This window comes from Streptomyces sp. NPDC038135 (genome assembly GCF_055601245.1).
Genome location: NZ_JBVJXS010000006.1, coordinates 176,734 through 198,898 on the forward strand (window position 1 = coordinate 176,734; position 22,165 = coordinate 198,898).

At 72.8% G+C, this 22,165-nt stretch carries 16 protein-coding genes and 1 pseudogene; 5 read left to right on the forward strand and 12 right to left on the reverse strand.

Annotated elements, in window-relative coordinates:
• Positions 1–18 precede the first annotated feature (18 nt).
• Positions 19–924, reverse strand: coding sequence for a DUF6424 family protein (locus ACZ7JA_RS18420; protein WP_470809180.1), 906 nt, complete (start codon positions 922–924; stop codon positions 19–21).
• Between the two features lie 462 nt (positions 925–1,386).
• Between ACZ7JA_RS18420 and ACZ7JA_RS18425 the strand changes: the two genes are divergently transcribed.
• Both ACZ7JA_RS18425 and ACZ7JA_RS18430 read left to right on the forward strand, forming a co-directional pair.
• Positions 1,387–2,010: a lasso peptide biosynthesis B2 protein gene (locus tag ACZ7JA_RS18425; RefSeq protein ID WP_470809182.1), complete on the forward strand. Its 624-nt coding sequence runs from the start codon at positions 1,387–1,389 to the stop codon at positions 2,008–2,010.
• Position 2,011: 1 nt separating this feature from the next.
• Positions 2,012–3,790, forward strand: coding sequence for an asparagine synthase-related protein (locus ACZ7JA_RS18430; protein ID WP_470809184.1), 1,779 nt, complete (start codon positions 2,012–2,014; stop codon positions 3,788–3,790).
• Here ACZ7JA_RS18430 and ACZ7JA_RS18435 read toward each other — a convergent pair.
• Positions 3,774–4,991 (reverse strand): hypothetical protein, encoded by a 1,218-nt coding sequence (locus ACZ7JA_RS18435; RefSeq protein ID WP_470809186.1) that lies wholly within the window; start codon positions 4,989–4,991, stop codon positions 3,774–3,776. The two genes, ACZ7JA_RS18430 and ACZ7JA_RS18435, sit on opposite strands and share 17 nt — an antisense overlap.
• A gap of 211 nt (positions 4,992–5,202) precedes the next feature.
• Here ACZ7JA_RS18435 and ACZ7JA_RS18440 point away from each other — a divergent pair, with 211 nt between their 5' ends.
• Both ACZ7JA_RS18440 and ACZ7JA_RS18445 read left to right on the forward strand, forming a co-directional pair.
• Positions 5,203–5,466, forward strand: coding sequence for an aldo/keto reductase (locus ACZ7JA_RS18440; RefSeq protein ID WP_470809188.1), 264 nt, complete (start codon positions 5,203–5,205; stop codon positions 5,464–5,466).
• Positions 5,467–5,691: 225 nt separating this feature from the next.
• Positions 5,692–6,663, forward strand: coding sequence for an FAD-dependent oxidoreductase (locus tag ACZ7JA_RS18445; protein ID WP_470809190.1), 972 nt, complete (start codon positions 5,692–5,694; stop codon positions 6,661–6,663).
• Here ACZ7JA_RS18445 and ACZ7JA_RS18450 read toward each other — a convergent pair.
• The 8 genes and pseudogenes from ACZ7JA_RS18450 to xylB all read right to left on the reverse strand — a co-directional run bounded on the left by ACZ7JA_RS18450 (position 6,653) and on the right by xylB (position 16,545).
• Positions 6,653–7,870 carry a GNAT family N-acetyltransferase gene (locus tag ACZ7JA_RS18450; RefSeq protein ID WP_470809192.1) on the reverse strand — a complete coding sequence of 406 codons (1,218 nt, stop codon included), beginning with the start codon at positions 7,868–7,870 and terminating at the stop codon, positions 6,653–6,655. The genes ACZ7JA_RS18445 and ACZ7JA_RS18450 overlap by 11 nt on opposite strands.
• A 399-nt stretch (positions 7,871–8,269) precedes the next feature.
• Complete coding sequence (locus ACZ7JA_RS18455; RefSeq protein ID WP_389449458.1) at positions 8,270–9,490, reverse strand: metallophosphoesterase; 1,221 nt, start codon at positions 9,488–9,490, stop codon at positions 8,270–8,272.
• A gap of 111 nt (positions 9,491–9,601) precedes the next feature.
• Positions 9,602–11,125 (reverse strand): aldehyde dehydrogenase, encoded by a 1,524-nt coding sequence (gene adh / locus ACZ7JA_RS18460; protein WP_351660318.1) that lies wholly within the window; start codon positions 11,123–11,125, stop codon positions 9,602–9,604.
• A gap of 56 nt (positions 11,126–11,181) precedes the next feature.
• The gene (locus ACZ7JA_RS18465) at positions 11,182–12,501 is read right to left on the reverse strand and encodes a GAF domain-containing protein (RefSeq protein ID WP_351660320.1); all 1,320 of its coding nucleotides are present in this window, start codon (positions 12,499–12,501) and stop codon (positions 11,182–11,184) included.
• A gap of 78 nt (positions 12,502–12,579) precedes the next feature.
• On the reverse strand, positions 12,580–13,176 hold the full coding sequence (locus tag ACZ7JA_RS18470) for an N-acetylmuramoyl-L-alanine amidase (protein WP_351661224.1): 597 nt from the start codon (positions 13,174–13,176) through the stop codon (positions 12,580–12,582).
• A gap of 129 nt (positions 13,177–13,305) precedes the next feature.
• Positions 13,306–13,491, reverse strand: a pseudogene (locus ACZ7JA_RS18475) (acetamidase/formamidase family protein); the annotation flags it as partial.
• Between the two features lie 299 nt (positions 13,492–13,790).
• The gene (locus ACZ7JA_RS18480) at positions 13,791–15,014 is read right to left on the reverse strand and encodes an ROK family transcriptional regulator (protein WP_351660323.1); all 1,224 of its coding nucleotides are present in this window, start codon (positions 15,012–15,014) and stop codon (positions 13,791–13,793) included.
• A gap of 85 nt (positions 15,015–15,099) precedes the next feature.
• Positions 15,100–16,545 carry a xylulokinase gene (gene xylB / locus ACZ7JA_RS18485; protein WP_351660326.1) on the reverse strand — a complete coding sequence of 482 codons (1,446 nt, stop codon included), beginning with the start codon at positions 16,543–16,545 and terminating at the stop codon, positions 15,100–15,102.
• A gap of 185 nt (positions 16,546–16,730) precedes the next feature.
• Here xylB and xylA point away from each other — a divergent pair, with 185 nt between their 5' ends.
• Entirely contained in the window at positions 16,731–17,897 is a 1,167-nt protein-coding gene (xylA, locus tag ACZ7JA_RS18490; protein ID WP_389296848.1) for a xylose isomerase, read from the forward strand.
• Positions 17,898–18,047: 150 nt separating this feature from the next.
• On the opposite strand, the gene ACZ7JA_RS18495 is transcribed toward xylA, so the two are convergent.
• Positions 18,048–19,358: an SWIM zinc finger family protein gene (locus ACZ7JA_RS18495; protein ID WP_470809196.1), complete on the reverse strand. Its 1,311-nt coding sequence runs from the start codon at positions 19,356–19,358 to the stop codon at positions 18,048–18,050.
• Positions 19,355–22,117 (reverse strand): DEAD/DEAH box helicase, encoded by a 2,763-nt coding sequence (locus tag ACZ7JA_RS18500; protein WP_470809198.1) that lies wholly within the window; start codon positions 22,115–22,117, stop codon positions 19,355–19,357. The genes ACZ7JA_RS18495 and ACZ7JA_RS18500 overlap by 4 nt, the downstream gene beginning before the upstream one ends.
• Positions 22,118–22,165 lie beyond the last annotated feature (48 nt).

Sequence of the window (22,165 nt, forward strand, 5' to 3'; positions counted from 1 at the left end):
GCGGATACGTCGAGCCCGTCAGGCGGACGTGTGACTGCCACCCCGTCGGGCGCGCGGCGCCAGCGGACCGGAGGCCGTGCGCCGGCCCGGAGCGACCTGCAGGGCGAACGCCTGCATGGCCACGTCGCTGTTGGCCGGCAGGACCGCCATCAGCCCGCGTTCCTGGGCCTCCGCGACCGCCGGCGCGGCGACGCTTCCCTCGGGGACGAAGGCCAGCCGGACATGCCCGTCTCCCGAACCACGCCGGTCCACCGGCGCCACGGCGCCATGGGTGCCGTCGGGCAGCGTCACCCACAGCTGGAAGTCGTCGTACCGGACGAAGTCCGCGCCCTTGACCGGCCAGGGGTAATGGTGCTCGCCGGGCACGCTCGGGAGGATGCCCTGGTGGTTGCCGTGGCTCAGGGGCACGCAGGAGTTGAACAGCGAGTCGGTCCAAGCCTCGACGGCGTCGGCGTCCTCGATGGGCGTGCGCAGCAGGTCCTCGGCCCGCTCGTAGCCCAGCTCCGCCAGGGCGGGCAGGGTGAGCGGGAAGGCGTCGACCAGTTCGGCGGCGTCCAGCCGCAGCCGGTCCACCTTCGCCGGGTCGGCGCAGAACTGCATGCTCCACTCGATGCCGACCCGCGCGCGGTACATGAGCCAGCCGCGCGCCCCCTTCACCCACAGGCTGCCGCCGTGGTGCATCTCCCACCGCTCGGAGTTCGCCGCCCCCGCCTCGGCCCCCGCTTCAGCCCTCTCATGGGCCGCCAGGGGCCGGGGTCCGTAGGGCAGGTCGGCGTCGTCCATGGTGTGGAGGATCTTCCGGGCCGTCGCCTTGGCGGCCCGGAAGTGTGACGATTCGAAGCGCTTCGGATGCTCGACGAGGCGGATCTTCCACGGATGGTTCTCCGATTCGATGCCGCCCAGCCGGATTTCGGGCTGACCCATCGCTGATCTCCTCGGCCGGCCCCGCGGACGGCCCCCCGGCTCGCGGGGCGGAGCCCCCCTGATTCGTCCCCCCCCCGCTCGCGTGCGTCCCCTGCGCACCCCTGTTTCCATCGTGCTCCGCGAACCGGCGGGTCGCGACCCCGGCAGTCGCCGAACGTAGGCGTATCTCAACCTCGCCCGGAATCGCAGCTGTTGACGACGCGTCGTCTCACTCTCCGCGCTGCCGAGCGGTCGCCCGTGATCCGGTTGCGGGGCATTGCGGGCGGAGTAGCGTGGAACTTGATCGGTCCTGCCTGATTCTGGAGGTGGGCGATGTTTCTCCGATTGCTGCGGCGTCGTAGGCCGCACCGGCTCGTCCTTCTCGGCGACGGCCGTCTCATCCGGGGCTTCAGTGGCGGAATGTACGACGGTCACGGTTACCAGCCCTGACACCGTTCGCGGTTGAATCCTGGAGGAAATGCGGTGACAGAGGACACCCAGGCCCTGGCGGCCATGGCAAGGCTTCTGTCACCGCACTGCCGCGTCACCGCGATGTCCGACGGAGCCCTCATCGCGGACTGGAAGCGGACGCGTTTCATCGGCATGGCGGCGGCGGACGTCCGCAAGCTGACCGAGGGAAGCCCCGTGGAACGCGCCGAACTCCTCGATGCCCTGAGACGCGCCGGGTGCGCGACGGACCGCCGGACGCCCCGGGCCGAAGCGGTCGTCGGGACCTGGTTGCGCGGGGTGCACCTGCTGATCCGGACCGCCGGATTCGGGCGCGTCCTCAGGATGATGTCCCTGGCCGCGCCCGGCTACGCCCGTGCGGACGCCCCCTCCGCCGACGAGGTAGCCCGGCTGAAGCAGGCGGTGCGGACGCACAGCAGGGACAGCTGGCTCGTCAACGGCGACTGCAAGTCCGAGGCGGTGACGGCCTTCGTCCTGTTGCGGCGCAGCGGCCTGGAGGCCGTCCTGCACGTCGGTGTACGCGAGCACCCGTTCGCCATGCACGCCTGGACCGAGTCGGCGGGCGTGTGCATCCCCGACGCCGATCCGCGCGGGCACGCCTTCACATCGGTGCTCGCGATCGACTGCTGGGGCCGGTGACATGGACGCGCTCCGCCTCGAGTGGGCCGGGGGCGCGCCGAGACTGCGGACGGCCCGCGCCATGACCCGTCAGGGCCTCGTGACGACCGTCTCCTCACCGGCCGGGACCGCGGCCGTCGTCGGCTGGACCGGCTCGGCCCGCGACCGGGAGGCGGGCGCGCGCGATCTCCTCGACGCCTTCGGCCGGCCGGGAGCCGGCCCGCCGTTGCCGCCCGGCGACTACGCGGCCGTCCTGGTGTACGGCGACCGCGTCCTCCTGCTGCGCGACGAGCAGGCACGCGTACCGCTGTTCTTCAGCGAGTCCTCCGGCCGCGTGACCGCCGCCGGCACCGCGGCGCGCGACCTCGGCAGCGCCGCCGCACTGGACCCGCGCTACTTCTGCCGCTACCTGACCGGCAACCTGGCACAACCGCACACGGACCTCACCCCCTTCACCGGCGTCCACCGCGTCCTCGGCGGAGAGGTCGTGGAGCTCTCCTGCACCGGCCGGATACGCGGCCGTACGCTGCGCCGCGTCCGCCGGGCCACCAGCCCGCCCCAGCCGGCAGCCGACGGACTCACCCGCGGGCAGGCCGCGAAGGAGCTGCGGCTGGCCCTGGAGAACGCGGTCGGCCGCCGTATGGGCACCGCGACGGCATGTCATGTGTCGGGCGGTACCGACTCCACCAGCGTCGCACTGCTCGCCGCACGCCTGCTGGCCGAGGAGCACGACGACCGCGGACAACTCGTCCTGCTCGCCGGGCGTTTCACCCAAGGCGAGCTGGCCGCGGAACGGCCCTACCTGGACCTGGCGATGCGAACAATCCGCCGCTGCGCGCCCTCCGCCCGCCCGCTGGTCGTCGACGCCGACGACGTGGCCGACTTCGACGACTTCGAGCACCACGCGGGAGACGCGGACGAGCCGCATCCGCACGCCTTCCGCGCTCCGTTCTGGAGCAGGCTCCACGCCGCGGCCGCCGGGCTGGGCTGCGACACCCTCCTCACCGGCTGCGGGGCCGACCCGGTCGCCGACGCCAACCCGTACCTCCTGCACCGGCTGGCCCGCACGGGCCGGTTGCGGCAGATGACCCGGCAGGCACGGGCCTGGGCCGCGGGCGGCGAGCGGGGTCTGCGGGACGTGGTCCACGCCTACGTGGTCCAGCCGGCCCTTCCGCTCGCGGCCGAGCGCGTCACCGCCCTGGCCGGCGGCGGCACGGTGCTCGGCGGCCTCGGCACCTTCAACCGCCCCGGATGGCTGCGGCCCGGCTTCGCGCGGGCACACGGCTACCGGCAGGCCGGTGCCGCCGAGAGCCGCTTCGTCTTCGGAAGAAGACCGGAACTGTCCCTGTACGACGCCGCCAACTACGCCGCCGCACCCGACCCGCTGTCCTGGCAGCGGGCGCCACGGGACGGGTTCCTCCTCTCGCACCCCTTCCTCGACCCGGACGTCATCGCCACGATGAGCGGCCTGCCCGCCTCGGTCACGTTCGAGCCCGGCCGCCCCAAAGCCGTTCTGCGCGCGGCGATGGCGGACCTGCTCCCCGCCCCGATCGCCGGCAGGACGTGCAAGGTCCCCTTCGACGACCTCTACGCCCGCGGCCTGCGGGCACACGGCGAGGAACTCATCGCCCTGTGCCGTTCCGCCCGGCATCCGCTGATCGCCGAGATGTTCGACGTGGAAACCCTGTGCCAAGCCGTACGCGAGGCCCAACTCGGCACCGGGGACTCCTACTCCTGGGACCGAGTGAACAGCTCCCTCGCCCTGGTCGCCTGGCTGGAGCGGCTCAACGCTGGCTCTTGATGTCCCAGAGGGTGCGCACATGCGGTCCCGCGATGAGGTCGACGAGGCCGTAGCGGCTGATCAGCTCGCGCAGTTCCGCCGGCGTGAGGACGCGGTTCTCCTCTCCCTTACGGGCGACGGATGTCGCCACGCTCGCGCCCTGCGGGCCGAACTTCCAGTACACGGTGACGAATCGCGCATCCCTGGTGTACTCGTCGAGGGCGTTGTTCTCGTGCACCCTGGCACGGTAGATGAGGGAGTCGACGCCGTTCTTCTGATCCCTTTCCACCTGCCCCGAGGTCTTGCTGCCGTCCCAGGAGTACCCCTGGAACTGCAGCGGCGGCTGCAGCACGAGCCGGTCCTTGCGCGCGAGGCTCGCGGTGGCGTAGAAGGCCACCTGGTCGTACGGCGTGTTCATGGGCAGTTGCACCACCAGCCGGGTGGCGAAGGTGTCGCTCGACTCGATCCATTGGCCGTACGGCATCCATGGTTGCGCCTCGACCAGTTCGCCGGGCTGGTGCACCTCCCGGCGGGAGAGCGGGTTCACCTCCGAGGATTTGGACCACTGCGCCGCGTCGTCCCGCCACTGCTGGCGGAGCCGGTCCCGGCGGCTGAGCGGCACGCGCAACCCCATGGCGTGGACCTCGGTGCCGAGCACGTAGAAGCCGACGGATCCGTGGTTTTGGAGGGTGATGTCTACCGGTACGGAGAAGGCCTTGCGGTCCTTGCTGAGCACGGCCTTGCCCAGGGACAGGGTGATGAGGGGCCTGGTCTCCCGCTGGTACGGCACGTATAGGTTCTGGTAGCCGAAATTGGCGACCGCGATGACCGAGGAGACGATCACCGCGGCGGCCACCCGCTTCGGAGCCGGAATCAGGACCGAGGTCCGCCACACCGCGAGAACGGCCCATGCCGCACCGGCCGAGAGCGCGGCGAGCACCGTCGGATACCACTTGGAATCACCGTCCCTCACCGTCCCGACGAGGATCAGGACGTTGGTAAGCAGGGCGGCGAACGAGCCGATCAGGGCGACCAGGCCGGAGTACGGGAAGGTGTGCCGCACCCAGTGGTCCACGACCCCGGCGGCGCCCACCAGGGTGGTGAGCGCGACCGCCAGAAGAGCGGTACCGGTGATGCGGCCGGGAAAGGTCAGCGCGTGGAAGAAGTCCTCGCTGCCGAACCGGGCCAGCAAGACCGTCGACAGGATCAAGGTCAGCAGCATCACCGCGAAGGACACCCGGGACTGCCAGGTGCGCAGCGAAGGCCGTACCGCCTTCGGGTGTAAGCCGGGGTGTGGCCTGGGCGGAGTCCGCACCCGATCACCTCCGAGACACACGTGTGCGGCGCGGCCGCGGAGGATCCGCCACCGTGCCGAGGGGTCGCCCTCATCGTCCGTGGCGAACCACCGGACCGCCATCGGGACACCCCCGGACGTGGGATGTCCCCGCCACCAGGCGGACCTCACCCTGATCGAGCCGGCCGTCGCCTTCGTCCTCAACCACCCGGGCGTCACCTCGGCGATCATCGGTCTCCGCACCATGGAGCAACTGCGGGCGTTCCTCCCCGCCGCCGACGTCGCCCTGGCCTCCGACGTCCTCGACGCCATCGACCAGATCGTCGCCCTGGGCGTCACGGTCAACCCGGTCGACAGCAGTTACGGCGACTTCGAGCTGCGCACCGACCAGCGGCGACGCTGAAGCGATTTGTCGCCTTTGGATGTCGGTACCGGACAGTTGGGAGGCGTTCGGCCTGCTGGCCGGCCGGCTCGCGGGCGACAGGTACTGGGAACCGCCGTGAACGCTGCGTCGGCGCACGGTGGCGGGCGCGCGTACACCGGTTCGGAGAGTTCGGATAGTCTCGGAAGCCTCCGGCGACAGCGTCGCCGTACGGGCGCCGGGAGTTTCGGACGCGGGAGGCGGGCAGTGGCTGCCAATGCGGTGGTGATCGGCGCCGGAGTGGCGGGACTCACCACCGCCGTGTGCCTGGCGGAGGCCGGGATGGACGTCCGGGTGGACGCCGATCAGCCCCCCGCTGCGACGACCTCCGCGGCCGCGGGCGCGATGTGGGACCCCTTCCTGGCCGAGCCCAGAGACCTGGTCGAGCGCTGGAGCCGCGACACCCTGGCGGTACTGAACGAGCTGAGCGCGGACGCACGGACGGGCGTCCGGCTGGTGGAAGGGACGCACGAGTCCCGGATCCCTTGCGACATGCCGGACTGGGGCAGCCTGGTGGGGGCTCGCATGTGTCCGGCGGAGGACCTCCGTCAGGGCTACGCGGTCGGCTGGAGCTATCGCGCGCCCCTGGTCGACATGCCCCGCTATCTCGACTACCTCGTACGACGGCTCGCGCAGGCCGGCGGTCGGATGCGCCGCCACCACTACAACACCCTCGATGAGGCGCTGCGAGAGGCGCCCGTCGTGGTCAACTGCTCCGGTGCCGGGGCACGTTTCCTGGCGGACGACGCATCGGTCGAGGTGGTGCGCGGGCAGCTCGTCGTCACGGAGAACCCCGGTGTCCGGTCCTTCTTCTGCGACGACACTCCTGACGCCGAGGAACTCATCTACATCTACCCCCACGCCGACGTACTGGTCCTGGGGGGAACGGCGGACCCGGGGAACTGGGAGCAGCGCCCCGACCAGGCCGCGGCCCGGGAGATCGTCCGCCGCTGCGCTGCCGTCGAGCCTTCCGTCGCCGGAGCCCGCGTGCTCGAACACCGGGTCGGCCTGAGGCCGGTGCGCAAGCGCGTCCGGCTCGGCGGCGAGTGGCACGGGGACTCGCTGCTGCTGCACAACTACGGGCATGGCGGAGCCGGGGTCACCCTGTCCTGGGGCTGCGCCGGCGAGATCGCGGAGCGGGTCCGTACCGTCATGGGACCCAACCGCACTACCCCCTGATCTGCCACTGCCGGCGCTCCGCGATGTCGGCCTCCGCCCCTCTGCGGAAAAGGTACAGCCAGGTCCTGGCCGCGAGCGTCGCGGTCAGCACCGTGGTCCACGGCCAGCTGGTGACGTCCGCTGCCACCAGTGCAGAGCCGACCGTCGGCGAGGCCGCCGTGATGATCATTAGTGCGCGCTCGGTACGGCTTCGCCGGAACCGGTGGGCGATGGAGAACTCGGAGCGTTCGTACCAGGCGATGGCGGCGCTGAGCAGGACGGCCAGGACCATGGTCGTCCACGGGTCGCGGCTGGCCTGCGCGTAGGTGACCGGAAGCGAGATGAGGAAGGGGAACACCCCGCCGTACTCGGACAGAACGTTCCCCCACTTCATGATCTTGCCGAAGGCGTTCGAGCGGATCCGGGCCAGTTCTCCCGAGGCGCTCGCGTAGACGATCAGGGAGAGCACCGTGCTGAACGTCGCTCCGATGAGAAGCAGACGAACGTCGTCGGGGAAGCGGCTCGACGTGAACGCGAAGCCCAGCAGGAAGGTGATCGCGGCGAGGATCGAGCCCGAGAACGCTATGCCGGCCGCGGCTTCTCCGGACTGGAGGGTCGCGGGGTCGTCCTGCTCGAACCGGGCGATCTCGAAGGCGGGTTCACCGGCCAGCGTCACCAGTGCCGTCACCGCGTGGTCGGAGGGTGCCAACGACTCCACGAGCTGCTGGCGTGCACGGACGTGCACGAGGTGCCGGGCATCCGGGTCCAGGTACTCGACGCGTGCCTTGTACTGGAAGTGGATGTGGAGAGCGTCGCCCGCGCCATCCGTGTGCATCACCCGGGTCCCGATGAAGCCGCTCACCAGCAGGAGGCGGGTGAGTGCCGTCTCCTCGGTCCTTGTGACGGCGGATATGAGCGGCGGCTCGTTCGATCCCCGGGCCGAGCGCGCCACCGTCTCGGCCAGGAGCAGTGAGCCGACACCCTGCCTCCGCATCCGGTCCCTGACCGCGATCACCGACAGACGCACATGCCCCGGCGAGGGCCTCTCCGCGGCGACGCATCCCACCAGCTCGCCGTCGGCTTCGGCAACCCTGACCAGCCCGCTCTCGACGGCCTCGGTGAGGAGCGCGGGCGACGGGACGACCGCGGCCTCACACGACTCGGCGAGCAGGAGGCGCAGTCCGGCCAGATCGGTGGTATCGGCCGCCCGGGTGGACCACTCAGCCATATCCATCCGTTCCGTTCGCTCCGAGGTGCCGTAGAGGGTCATGATGCACGCCAACCAGCCTGTTTCATTGCGTAGTTGTACTTTTGCTCATCCGCCGCCGAGGGGAGAGCGCCCGTCCCGGAGACCGTGTTCCGGGAGACCACCGCGGAGTTCCGTACCCAGTCCGTACCGCTGTCATCGACCACCTGCTGCATCTGTGGACGCCACGCTCGCACGTCGAGCCCGTGCTGAGCCCGCTGTGGGACGTCTTGGAGCAGCGCCGGGCTTCGGTCGCCAACGGCGGAACCTCGTCCAGCGGATCCCCGACCAACTGGCCGTCCGGACTCCTCGGCTGCTGCAGCAGTGACCGGACACGACTCCCGCCGCCGCGGTGGGGTGACCGGCGCGGCGGAGGCCGAGCTACGTCGGGTGGGACACCTGCGGCGAGCGCAGTACGAGCAGGGTGATCTCGCTGGGCGCGAAGACGCGGAACGGCGGGCCCCAGAAGCCGGTGCCGCGGCTGGTGTAGAGGAGGGTGCGGGGGCCGTGGTGGCTGAGGCCGGCGAGGGCGGGCTGGTCGATGCGGACGAGGTGGTGGAAGGGCCATATTTGGCCGCCGTGCGTGTGGCCGGAGAGCTGCAGGTCGATGCCGGCGGCCGCCGCACGGTCGATGAACTTGGGCTGGTGTGCCAGGAGCAGGACCGGCAGGTCCGGGTCGGCGCCGTCCAGGGCTCCGTCGAGGTGGGCGCGGTGGCCCGCCAGGCCGGAGGACTCGGCGGTGACGTCGTCCACGCCGGCGACCACGAGGGTGTCGCCACCGCGTTCGAGCAGCAGATGGCGGTTGCGCAGCGGCTCCCAGCCCAGCTCGTCCATCAGGTCGACCCAGCCCTGGGCCTCGCTGTAGTACTCGTGGTTGCCGGTGACGTACACACGGGCCCGGGTGGCGCGCACAGTGCCGAGTGGGGCGGCCTGGGCGCGGCGGCGTTCGGCCGTGCCGTCCGCGATGTCGCCGGTGTGGCAGACCAGGTCGGCTTCCAGGCTGTTCACCGTCTCGCAGACCCGTGCCGACCAGCGGGCGCGATCGAGTGGGCCGTAGTGGGTGTCGGTGATGAGGGCGACGCGGAGGCCGTCCAGTCCGGCTCCGAGCCGTGGGAGCTGTACGTCGAGTCTGCGCACCCGTGGCACGCGGCGGGCCTCGGCGTACCCCCAGGCCAGCAGCACGGCGGTTACGCCGAGTACGGCCCAGGTGACGGTTCGAGCCCGGTCCTGGCTCTCGCCGACGCCGGCCAGGACCAGGGCGAGCCGCAGGAAGACGCCGAGCAGAACGGACCAGGTGAACAGGACCCAGCTCGCGCCCAGCAGGGTGGCGCCGATGATCGCCGCCCCGTCCTGCTGGCGCCGGCCGTGCCCGCGCATCATCGCGAGCGGCATCCCGCCGAGGCCGAGGACGAACAGGGCGGTGCCGACCAGCGTGACGGACAGCGGCCAGTGCTGGCCGGCGTAGAGGAGCACCCAGCAGGGCACGGTCCACAGAAGTACGGGCGCGATCAGGGGGATGAAGCGCATCAGGCGGTGCAGACGGCTCTTCCGCGGAGCCTGCGCTTCGCCGTCGGCGGGTCGGGTGTTGCTGGTGTCGGTCACGCTTCCCCTCTCTGACCAGGCTGCCGTCCAGGGTCTCACGCGGCACCGACAACGGGTTGCCCGGAGCACCAGCACGTCTCCGGGCAACCCGACTCCAGGACTCCGCGGGCCCTAGAAGAAGCCCAGCTTCTTCGGCGAGTACGACACCAGCAGGTTCTTCGTCTGCTGGTAGTGGTCGAGCATCATCCGGTGCGTCTCGCGGCCGATCCCGGACTGCTTGTAACCGCCGAACGCGGCATGCGCCGGGTAGGCGTGGTAGCAGTTCGTCCAGACCCGGCCCGCCTGGATCGCCCGGCCCGCCCGGTAGGCGGTGTTGACGTCACGCGTCCACACCCCGGCGCCCAGGCCGTACAGGGTGTCGTTCGCGATCTTGACGGCGTCGTCGAAGTCGTCGAAGGAGGCCACCGAGACGACCGGTCCGAAGATCTCCTCCTGGAAGATCCGCATGCGGTTGTCGCCCTCGAAGATGGTCGGCTGGACGTAGTAGCCGCCCTTCAACTCGCCGTCGTACTCGACGCGCTCGCCACCGGTGAGGACCTTGGCGCCCTCCTGCCGGCCGATGTCCAGGTAGGAGAGGATCTTCTCCAGCTGGTCGTTGGAGGCCTGCGCGCCGATCATCGTGTCGGTGTCGAGCGGGTGCCCCGGTTTGATCAGCCGGGTACGGGCCACCGCCGCCTCAAGGAACTCGGCGTAATGGCCCCTTTGGACGAGCGCCCGCGAGGGGCAGGTGCACACCTCTCCCTGGTTGAGCGCGAACATCGTGAAGCCCTCGAGCGCCTTGTCCCGGAAGTCGTCGTCGTGCGCCCAGACGTCGTCGAAGAAGATGTTCGGCGACTTGCCGCCGAGTTCCAGCGTGACGGGCTTGATGTTCTCCGAGGCGTACTGCATGATCAGCCGCCCGGTCGTGGTCTCCCCGGTGAACGCCACCTTCGCCACCCGGGGACTTGAGGCCAGCGGCTTGCCCGCCTCCGCGCCGAAGCCGTTGACGATGTTGAGCACACCCGGCGGCAGCAGGTCGGCGATCAGGCTCACCCAGTAGTGGATGGACGCCGGGGTCTGCTCGGCCGGCTTGAGGACGACCGCGTTGCCCGCGGCGAGCGCCGGCGCGAGCTTCCAGGTGGCCATCAGGATCGGGAAGTTCCACGGGATGATCTGCGCCACCACGCCGAGCGGCTCGTGGAAGTGGTACGCCACCGTGTCGTCGTCGATCTCGCTGAGCGAGCCCTCCTGTGCGCGGATTGCGCCCGCGAAGTAGCGGAAGTGGTCGATGGCGAGCGGGATGTCGGCCGCCAGCGTCTCGCGCACCGGCTTGCCGTTCTCCCAGGTCTCGGCCACCGCGAGGGCCTCGAGGTTCGCCTGCATGCGGTCGGCGATCCGCAGCAGGATGTCGGACCGCTCCGTCACCGACGTACGGGCCCAGCCGGGCGCCGCCTCGTGCGCCGCGTCCAGTGCCCGCTCGACGTCCTCCGCGGTGCCGCGCGCGATCTCGGTGAACGGCTGCCCGTTGACCGGTGACGGGTTCTCGAAGTACTGCCCGCGCACCGGCGGCACGTACTCGCCGCCGATGAAGTGGTCGTAGCGCGCCTGGTAGGAGACGATCGCGCCCTCGGTGCCGGGCGCCGCGTAACGGGTCATGCTGGTCTGCCTCCCGGTGAAGCGCTGCCCGCCGTTGGGCAGCTCTCGGCGCGAGGCTAGGCGCGCGGACGTTGCGAGTACGTTGCGCCGCGGCCCGGCGGCGCGGGCGCCCGGCAGGGCGGCGGTGCCGGCAGAGCCAGCTCTCCCTCCAGTGCCGCGAGCCGCGCCCGTACCGACGCCGACGGCCGCACCGCCGCCAGAGCCCGCCACACCTCCAGGTCGTCCTCGCCCCATGGGGTGCGCGCCCAGCCGGCGAGCAGGTCGGGGTCGCGGTGGGCGATGAGCGCCGACCGCATCCCCTCGGCGAGGCGCCGCCGCAGCCGCACCACCGCCGGGGCCTGGGAACCCGGCAGCAGCGGACCGGTGTACGCCGTCACCGCCCCGGTCAGCGCGCCCGCCTCCAGCCGCCGCTCCACCACGGTGGCGTCGCACTCCACCGCGACCGACAGCCGGTACGGCCGCGAGGCGAGCAGTCCCGGGCCGATCAGGCGGCGCAGTCGTGCCAGCTCGGCACGCAGCGTCACCGGTGTCACCGCCTCGTCCTCGTACAGCGCGCAGAGCAGTTCGTCTCCGGTCAGCCCTTCCGGATGGCGGGCCAGCAGCACGAGGATCTCACTGTGCCGGCGCCCGAGCCGGACCCGCCGTCCGCCCAGGCGGAGTTCGGCCTCGTCCCGGCCCAGCGCGCTGAGCAGGGCCGTGTCCTCGGCGTGCCGGGGCGGCGCCAGCAGTGCGAGTTGTGACTCGGCGGCCCGGGCCACGGCCTGGACGAAGCCCAGGCTGTGCGGGTGCGCCAGCCCGTCGCCGCCGGTGATGTCGACGGCGCCCAGGACCCGCCCGGTGTGCGGGTCGTGCACCGGCGCGGCCGCGCAGGTCCAGGGCTGCACCCGCCGTATGAAGTGCTCCGCCGCGAACACCTGCACCGGCCGGTCGAGTGCCACGGCCGTCCCCGGCGCGTTGGTGCCGACCGCCGCCTCGGACCAGAGCGCGCCCGGCACGAAGTTCATCCGGTCGGCCAGGCGCCGGGTCGCCGGGTGCCCCTCGACCCAGAGCAGCCTGCCGTGCGCGTCGCACACCGCCAGCAGGTGCTCGCCGTCGGCGGCGAACGAGCCCATCAGCTCCCGGAACAGCGGCATCACCCGGGCCAGTGGGTGCTCGGCCCGATGGGCGCCGAGATCGCCGTCGGTCAGCTCCACGTTGGCCGTGCCGTCCGGCCCCACGCCGGCCCGCGCGCTGCGCCGCCAGGACTCCGCCACCACCGAGCGCACCGGCCGCGGCACCGTGCCCGCCGTGGTGAACGTCTCGTGTGCCCGGCGCAATGCCCGGACGCGCTCGGCGGGATCGGCCCCCGGTTCCAGGGCCACCCAGGGATCGGTCAACTGGCCCTCCCGGACGGTGAAACGGCTGGCACCATCGTCACTCGACGTGTTGGTGGGGACAACCGGTTCGACAGCCGCCTAGGCGAAATTGACCAGTCTGATGTAGCGCACCCAGTCCCACAGCGGTCCGGGATCGGAGTGATCGCTGCCCGGCACCTCGTAGTGGCCGATGATGTGCTGTCTGTCCTTGGGGACGCCGTAGTGGGCGCAGATCGCGGCCGTCAGCTTCGCCGACTGCTCGTAGAGGGCGTCGGTGAGGTAGGCCGGCTGGTCCACCCAGCCTTCGTGCTCGATGCCGACGCTGCGGGTGTTGTAGTCCCAGTTGCCCGCGTGCCAGGCGACGTTCGCCTCGCGCACGCACTGCGCCACGTGACCGTCCGCCGAGCGGACCACGTAGTGGGCGGACACCTTCTTGTCGGGGTTGCGGAAGATGGCCAGGGTGTCGCTGTACGTCTCCTGCGTGATGTGGATGATCACGCGGTCGATCGTGTAGCTGCCGGGGCGGTTCGACGCCGTGTAGTTCGTGGAGACCGCGGGCTGCCACTCGGCCGAGGGATAGTCCACGGCTGCCTGCGCACCCGCGCGGGCGTCGGTGAGCAGCGCGGAAGGGGCCGCGGCGAGTGCCGCGCCCATCAGGATCCGTCGCCTGCTGAGCTGGAGTCCGGGCCGGTTCATGTCCATCGTCGGCTGCCTTTCGGGAGCGGGTGGGGGAGGATGGGGGGCCGTGCCATGGGTGGCTGAATGGCTGACGTGCCTTCAGGGGTCGAGAGGCGGTGCGGTCTCGCGCGGCCGCGTGTGCGTGCCGCGTGCCAGCCACCGCACCAGGTCAAGCTGCGGTATCAGCCACGCGTCCTCCAGCGGACGCGCCGACCCGGCCGAGATCGGCCGCGTGTCTGACTCCAACCGGGTCCAGGGGGTGACGACGGGCTTGGGGTGACCGACGCTCGTCACGCTGGTCAGTGCGCACTCCACGGCCACCCCTTCCCCCTGGATGTCGGCGCCTCCCACGACGGGTGCGCCGGCCGGCCTCACGCGGTGCGGGCGTTTCCTTGTCGCGCGAGACACCGCCGTGAGGCAGCCGGCGGGATCGCCCGGCGGCTGCGTCTCGTGCGAATTACGTTACGGCGTGGGGGAGTTGGGCAGAAGGGTGCGCCGCGTATCTGTGGACACGGCGAGCTGTGTGGAGAACTCGGCCACCTGAACGGGCTACGCCGAGGCGTTCGTGGTGGGCCGTCAGGTTCGGCTTCCCGGGGGTGGGCCGTCAGATTCGGCCTCCCAAGGGCGGTCCGTCAGCCCCGCTCCGCCACGGGCCGTTCCGCGACCGTCGCCGGATCGTCGAGCACCGCGCGGACGACATAGTGGGCGGCGCCCAGCAGCGGGCCCTCAGAGCCGAGCGTGGACACGGCCACCGGGCAGGCCGGACCGGCCGTACGGCCCGCCAGCTCCGCGGTCAGCGAAGGCAGCAGCCAGGGGGAGAGGCCCGCGAGCGCCCCGCCCAGGACGACCGTCTCGGGGTCGAGCAGATTGACGGCCCCGGTCAGGGCTATCCCGAGGGCCGTTCCGGCGTCCCGCAGGGCCCGGCGTACGGCCTCGTCGCCCTCTTCGGCGCGCTCCGCGAGCAGTCCGGCCAGGTCCTCGCGCGGTTCGAGGCCGGCCGCGCGCAGCACCGCCTCCTCGCCGGCGTACTGCTCCAGGCAGCCGCGCCCGCCGCAGGGGCAGGCGGGGCCGTCGGGCCGGACGGGCACATGGCCCAGCTCGCCCGCGAAACCGCGGGTGCCGCGCAGCACCTGCCCCTCCACGACGACCGCGGCGCCGATACCGATCTCGGCCGAGACGTGCAGGAAGTCGCGCGGTGTGCCGGCGCCGAGCCACAGCTCGGCCAGAGCACCGAAGTTGGCCTCGTTGTCCACGGTCAGCGGCAGGCCGCCGGGCAACAGGGAACCGAGGTCCACATCGTGCCAGTCGAGGTTCGGGGCGCGCACGACGGTGCGGCCGTCGCTCGCCACGAGTCCCGGTACGGCGACCGCGAGCCCGGCGGGCCACAGCCCCTCCCGTTCGGCCTCCGCCAGGACCCGGCCGACCAGTTCCGTCAGCTCCTCCAGTACGGGCTTCGGGGCCCGGCCGCGGTTGGCGCCGTACCGCACGGCACGCGCGCGGACGGTGCCGCGCAGGTCGGCCGCGCACACCGCGAGATGGTCGACGCCGATCTCCGCTCCGATGCCGGCCGGGCCGCGTCCGCTCACCGCGAGAGCCGATCCGGGGCGGCCCACCCGGCCCGGCCGCTCCGGGCCCAGCTCCTCCAGCAGTCCCCAGCGGACCAGGTCGTCCACGAGGGTCGACACCGCGGCCCGGGTCAGTCCGATGTGCGAGGCGACCGCCGCCCGGGACAGCGGACCCGCCGCGCTGACGGCGTGCATCACCCGGGCGAGGTTGCGCCGGCGCATGCCCTGCTGGGTGTCCGGCAGGGAGCGTCCGGTGCCGCGCGAGCGGCCCTCGTGCAGTGGTGCGGTCATGCCCGTCGTCAATCCTCGGTGTCTGCGGCCGGACCCCGTGCCCGTACCCGGAATCCGGACCTTGCGCGCGTGCCCGGGCTGGGGCCTACCGCGATTCCGTCCCCCGCTCCAGCAGCGGGGCCGCGTCGGAGAGTACCCCGCTGATCCGCGCCAGCGTCGCCTCGTCCCGCTCGACGGCGTCCAGCACCGGGCCGGCGGCCGTGTTCCAGCGGCGTGCCACCGCGCCCGGATCCTCGCCGGTCAGCAGTCCTGCGGCCTGTGCGGCGGCCCCCAGGGCGACCAGTTCCGCGGCCCTGGGGATCTGGACCGGCCGGCCCGACAGCCGCCGTACGGTCTGTTGCCAGGCGGTGCCCCGGGCTCCGCCGCCGATCAGCAGCAGCGGCGTGCTGCGGTCCGCGTCCTCGTCCAGGACCAGTTCGAGCGCGCCGAGCAGGGCGTGCACCGCGCCGTCGTAGGCCGCCTGCAGCAACTGGCCGGCCGTCGTGTCGTGGCGTAGCCCGGTCAGCAGTCCGGCGGCGTTGGGGAGGTTCGGGGTGCGCTCGCCGTCCAGGTACGGCAGCAGGGTGACGGAGGTGCCGGGCTCCACGGCCTCCCGGTCCAGGCCCAGCAGCGCCGCGACCCGGTCCACGGCGAGGGTGCAGTTCAGCGTGCACGCGAGCGGCAGCCAGTCCCCGTGGGCGTCCGCGAAACCGGCCACCGTGCCCGTCGGATCGGCGGGCCGGCGCCTGGCGACCGCGTACACGGTGCCGGACGTGCCGAGGCTCAGCACCGGCGTGCCCGGCCGGAGCCCGAGGCCCAGCGCGGCGGCGGCGTTGTCACCGGTGCCCGGCGCCACCAGGGTGCCCTTGGAGAACGGCAGGTCGTGGCCGTCGCGCACGGTGCCGGCCACCTCGCCGGGCCGCACCACCCGGGGCAGCAGCGCCGGGTCGAGCCCCACATGCGCCAGCGTCTCCTCGTCGTACGCCTCCGTGCCGGCGGCCCACCAGCCCGTGCCGGACGCGTCGCCGCGGTCGGTCGTGCCCTGTCCGGTCAGCCGCTCGGTGAGGTAGTCGTGGGGGAGCCGTACCGCCCTGGTGGCGCGGACGGCCTCCGGCTCGTGCTCGGCCAGCCAGGCCCACTTCGTCACCGTGAACGACGCCCCGGGCACGCTGCCGGTCCGCTCCGCCCACGCCTTCGGGCCGCCCAGCTCCTCCACGAGCCGGCGTGCCTGCGGTGCGGAGCGGACGTCGTTCCAGAGCAGTGCCGGGCGCACCGGCTCACCCCGCTCGTCCAGCGTGACCAGGCCGTGCTGCTGGCCGCCGATCGACACCGCGGCGGCTTCGCGCGCCGGTTCGCCGCACTGGCGCAGCGCCTCGCGCAGCGCGTCCCACCACTGGCGCGGATCACTCTCCCGGCCCGCCCCGGAGGACACGGTGTGCGGCGCCTGCCCGCTCGCCACCACCTCGCCGGTGGCCGAGTCGACGACCAGTGCCTTCGTGGACTGCGTGGAGGTGTCCACGCCCACGACGAGCGGACCCTCGGCTGCTGACATCGGGCTCTCCCTCTTTCCGCGGCTCCGCGGGGTGTGCCGTGACCCGGCAGGACATCGGTCCGCGGCGGCGGTGGAATGGATCCTCCGCCGACGAGGACACACCTTGTGTCTTCCCAGAGGTGCGTGTGCATACTAATTTGTAAACGGCCATGACGAAATAGTCGTACCAAGCAAGGAGCCGCGGCATGAGCTACCAGCCCACCCCCGAGGACAGGTTCACCTTCGGCCTGTGGACCGTTGGCTGGCAGGGCAGGGACCCGTTCGGCGACGCCACCCGCCGCGCCCTCGACCCGGTCGAGACGGTGCGGCGCCTGGCGGAGCTCGGCGCCCACGGAGTGACCTTCCACGACGACGACCTGATCCCGTTCGGGTCGTCGGACACCGAGCGCGAGTCCCACATCAAGCGCTTCCGCCAGGCCCTGGACGCCACCGGCATGAGCGTGCCGATGGCCACCACCAACCTCTTCACGCACCCCGTCTTCAAGGACGGCGCGTTCACCGCCAACGACCGCGACGTCCGGCGCTACGCCCTGCGCAAGACGATCCGCAACATCGACCTCGCCGCCGAACTGGGCGCGAAGACGTACGTCGCCTGGGGCGGTCGCGAGGGCGCCGAGTCCGGCGCCGCCAAGGACGTCCGCGTCGCCCTGGACCGTATGAAGGAGGCCTTCGACCTCCTGGGTGAGTACGTCACCTCCCAGGGCTACGACCTCCGGTTCGCCATCGAGCCCAAGCCCAACGAGCCGCGCGGCGACATCCTGCTGCCCACGGTCGGTCACGCGCTCGCCTTCATCGAGCGCCTGGAGCGTCCCGAGCTGTACGGTGTGAACCCCGAGGTGGGGCACGAGCAGATGGCCGGGCTGAACTTCCCGCACGGCATCGCGCAGGCCCTGTGGGCCGGCAAGCTCTTCCACATCGACCTCAACGGCCAGTCCGGCATCAAGTACGACCAGGACCTGCGGTTCGGCGCCGGTGACCTGCGGGCCGCTTTCTGGCTCGTCGACCTGCTGGAGACCGCGGGTTACGAAGGGCCCCGGCACTTCGACTTCAAGCCGCCGCGGACCGAGGACCTCGACGGCGTGTGGGCGTCGGCGGCCGGCTGCATGCGCAACTACCTCATCCTGAAGGAGCGTGCCGCCGCGTTCCGTGCCGACCCGGAGGTCCAGGACGCGCTGCGCGCCTCGCGGCTCGACGAACTCGCCCAGCCGACCGCGGCGGACGGCCTGCAGGGCCTGCTCGACGACCGCGCCGCCTTCGAGGACTTCGACGTGGAGGCGGCCGCCGCGCGCGGGATGGCCTTCGAGCGGCTCGACCAGCTGGCCATGGATCACCTGCTGGGCGCCCGGGGCTGAGCACCGCCGGGGGCATTCCGAAGCCGCCGGGCGGCTTCGGAATGCCCCTGGGCGGCCCTGCCGGCGAGCACCGTTCGCGCACATCCTGTTCCCGCCGGCCGACGAGATGCCCTGCCGGCCGGCGAGCCGCCCCGCCGGCCGTGGCGGCCGTCAGACGCCTCGGGACGTCCGGCCCTCCGGGGTCGTCAGCCGTCCCGTCGCCAGCGCTGTCGCCGGGTTGCGGTCCGGGGCGCCCGCCGGAAGCCGGCGCTCCTCCTCCGCGCGGTACGGCCACCAGCGGCCGTCCGGTCCGAGCCGCAGTTCCAACCCTTCGTCGGGGACCGCCCACCGGTTGCCGCTCCGCCGGAACGACGGCCGTTCGTCCGCCTCCCAGGCCGCGTCCAGAGCGGCACGCGCGCGTGCTAGGGCACTCTCCTCGACCTGCCACTCCTCGTCGAGAACGGTCAGCGCTGCCGGTCCTCCAAGCCGCCAGGCCAGGACGGCCGTCGCCAGCCCCTCGCGGCCCCGCCCCGACCCCTCGGCGAGCCGCTCCGCCACGGCACCGGGCACCGCGCCGTCGGCGAGCCGTACGACGTCCTCGGCCGCGGTCAGCGTCCGCTCGTCCCGTTTCTCGGCACCCCGGTCGCCGAGGGCCTGCGCCAGCAGTCGGTGAGCCTCCTGGGCGCTCTTCCCGGCCAGATACCGCAGGGCCGCGGGGTCGACGGCCGGCGTCGGTGCCGTCCCGGCGTCGTAGGACGGTGGTTCGCCGGCCTCCTCCGGGACGTCGGGCAGCGCGGGGAGCCCGGGCAGGATGTCCGCGGCCGCCCACGCCTCCGCGGCGTCCACGCCCTCGGCCTCGTACGGCTCGCCCGGCTCCGACGGCTCGTCCGGGGCCGACGTGCTCCGCTGGTGCAGTTTCCGCAGGAACGTGCTCTCTCCCCGGCCGCGCATCAGCAGCAGCACGAACGGATCCTCGTCCAGCAGCCGTGCCACCTGATGGCACAGGGCCGCGGTGTGCCCGCAGTGGTCCCAGGCGCCGCAGTCGCACTCGGGTTCCAGCTCGCCGAGACCGGGCAGCAGGTCGATCCCCCTGATCGCCGCGTCCTCGATCAGGTGGGACGGCAGGTCCCCGTCGAGGAGCGCGGCCAGGTGTCCCGCCTGTTCGACGGCCAGGTCCTCGAAGCGCGCCCACTCCCGCTCGGACAGCTCGGGCACCAGGACGTCGGCCCGGTGCGCCCCGCCCTTCGGCTCCCGTACGACGGCGGTGACCCGGCCCGGCCGTACGGTCACCGCGCCCACCTCGCCCGCGCGCGCGAGCCGGCGCCCCGCCTTCACCGCGGTGGCCTCAAGCGCCGCGTCCTCAAGCGCCGCGAGCCAGGCGCGGCCCCACCAGGTCCGCGCGAACGCCTTCCCGCGCGCGGGCGGCAAGGCGGCGAACGTGCGCTCCGGGCCGCCTTCGTGCTCGGGCTCGTAACGGCTCATCGCGCCTCCCCGCGCAGTTCCACCAGCGTGGCGAGTTCCGCGTCCGTCAACTCCGTCAGTTCCGCCGGGGCGGCGCCGCCGGCGCCCAGCACGGCGTCCGCGAGCGCGCGCTTGCGCCCGAGCATCTCCGCGATGCGGTCCTCGACGGTTCCCTCGGCGATCAGCCGGTGCACCTGCACGGGGCGGGTCTGTCCGATCCGGTACGCCCGGTCGGTGGCCTGGGCCTCGACCGCCGGGTTCCACCAGCGGTCGTAGTGCACCACGTGATCGGCCCGGGTGAGGTTGAGGCCGGTCCCCGCGGCCTTCAACGACAGGAGGAACACCGGCACCTCACCGTCCTGGAAGCGGCGCACCAGCGACTCGCGCTCGGCGACGGGAGTGCCGCCGTGCAGAAGCTGGGAGGGGACCCCACGGGCCGTCAGGTGCCGTTCGAGCAGACGGGCCATGCGCACGTACTGCGTGAAGACGAGCACTCCCGAGCGCTGCGTCAGGATGGTGTCGAGGAGTTCGTCCAGCAGCTCCAGCTTGCCGGAGCGTCCCGCGGGTCCCGGATGGTCCTCCTTGAGGAACTGCGCCGGGTGGTTGCAGATCTGCTTCAGCCCGGTCAGCAGCTTCACGATGAGACCCCGGCGGGCCATGCCGTCGGCGTCCGCGATCCGGCCGAGGGTCTCGCGGACGAGTGCCTCGTAGAGGCCGGTCTGCTCGTGCGTGAGCCCCACGGGGTGGTCGGTCTCGGTCTTCGGCGGCAGTTCCGGCGCGATGCCCGGGTCCGACTTGCGGCGCCGCAGCAGGAACGGCCGCACGAGCCGCGCCAGACGCTCCGCCGCGGCCGGGTCCCCGCCGCCCTCGACGGGCCGCGCGTACAGCGCGCGGAAGGCGCTGAGGCGGCCGAGCAGCCCCGGGGTGGCCCAGTCGAGGATCGCCCACAGTTCCGTCAGGTCGTTCTCCACCGGTGTGCCGGTGAGCGCCACGCGTGCGCGTGCGTCGATGGAACGCAGTGCGCGTGCGGTCGCCGCGTAGGGGTTCTTCACATGCTGTGCCTCGTCGGCGACGACCATCCCCCAGGGCACTCCGGCGAGCCGTTCGGCGTCCAGACGCATCGTGCCGTAGGTGGTGAGCACGAACTCGCCGTCCGCCAGGGACTCGAGGCCGCGCGCGAGGCCGTGGAACCGGCGCACCGGGACACCGGGCGCGAACCGCTCGATCTCGCGCTGCCAGTTGCCGAGCAGGGAGGCGGGGCAGACCACCAGCGTGGCGCCGGCCGACCCGGGATCCGCCTGCCGGTGCAGATGGAGCGCGATCAGAGTGACCGTCTTCCCCAGCCCCATGTCGTCGGCCAGACAGCAGCCCAGTCCGAGGGCCGTCGTCCGGGCGAGCCAGCCGAGGCCGCGCAGCTGGTAGTCGCGCAGGGTTGCGGCGAGCTCCGGCGGCGGTCCCACCGGTTCGGCGGCCTCCGGGTCGGCGAGCCGTTCCCGTAGCCGCTCCAGCCACCCTGTGGGCCGTACGTCGACACGGAGGCCGTCGGCGTCGGCCGAGCCCGTCAGGGCGGCCGCCAGGGCCTCGACCGGGGTGATGGAACGGTCCTCGCGGCCCCGCGCCTGCTCCGCTTCCCGGGGGTCGACGAGCACCCAGCGGTCGCGCAGCCGGACCAGGGGGCGCTTGGCATCCGCCAGCAGATCCAGTTCCTCCCGCGACAGCTCGCGGCCGCCCAGCGCGAACGACCACCGGAAGGCCGGCCCGGCGTCGGCGGAGCGGAACGAGGGCCGCGCTTCGGCCTGCCCGTCCGGCGGGCCGATGGACGCGTACGTGGTCAGTCCGCGTGACAGCTCCTTCGGCCAGTGCACGTCGACACCGGCCGCGGCCAGGGCCCGGGCACCCTCGCCCAGGAGGTCGGCGATCTCGTCGTCGGCGAGGTGCACTGCGTCGGGAACGGCGGCGGTGAGCAGCGGCGTGAGCGGCGGCCACGCCCGGACCGCGCGGCGCAGCGCCAGCAGCGCGTCCGCCCGCGCGCGCGGCCCGAACGCGTCTCGCGCGGCCGCCGGACCGGACCAGAGCCCGGCGGCGTCCGCGACCTCCGCCGCCCCGCTGATGCCGTGCACTTGGAGTACCGCACGGAACCGCACGGAGGCCTGATCCTCGCCGACGGGGTCGTGGAGGCCGGTCGCCTCCACCCGCAACGACAGCCGGAGGCCCGTGTCGTGATCGGCGGCGAGGTCGTCGGCCCACCCGCGGAGACCGGGCAGGCACTGCGGCTCCGATGCGGCGAACGCGGCGCCGCCCGTCACCAGAGCGGCGGCGGGGGAGCGCGGGAGGGCGTCGGCGACCGCGTCCAGGAAGGAGCGCAACAGCCGTTCCGGGTCCGGCAGGCGCGGGCGTCCGTCCACCGCGAGGGGCGTGGCGTGTGCCTCCGGGGGCATGGCGGCGGCGAGTTCGCGGACCAGCTCAGCGTCGCGCGCGGACAGCGGTCCCACCCGCCATGCGTCGTGATCGGCCGGCGACAGGCCGGGCAGGAGCAGACCGCGCGCCAGGAACCGCAGGGCGAGCAGACCGGCAGTACCCCAGAACTCGACTGCTCGGTGCCGCCCGTCCCGCCCCGGCCGGGTGAGCAGCGGCAGGGCCGCCCGGACCGGCAGGAGAACGGCGGGCAGCCGCACCCGCTCCACGTCGCCGTCCGGCGCGGGCAGCACCAGGTCCAGCTCGGCGGCGGACCCCTGGGCGACGGCCGGGAGAGCCGCGCCGTCCGGCCGCCAGAAGGCCATCCTGCCGGCGCGCGGCGGGTCGGAGGGGAGGAAGACGGCGCGGAAGCC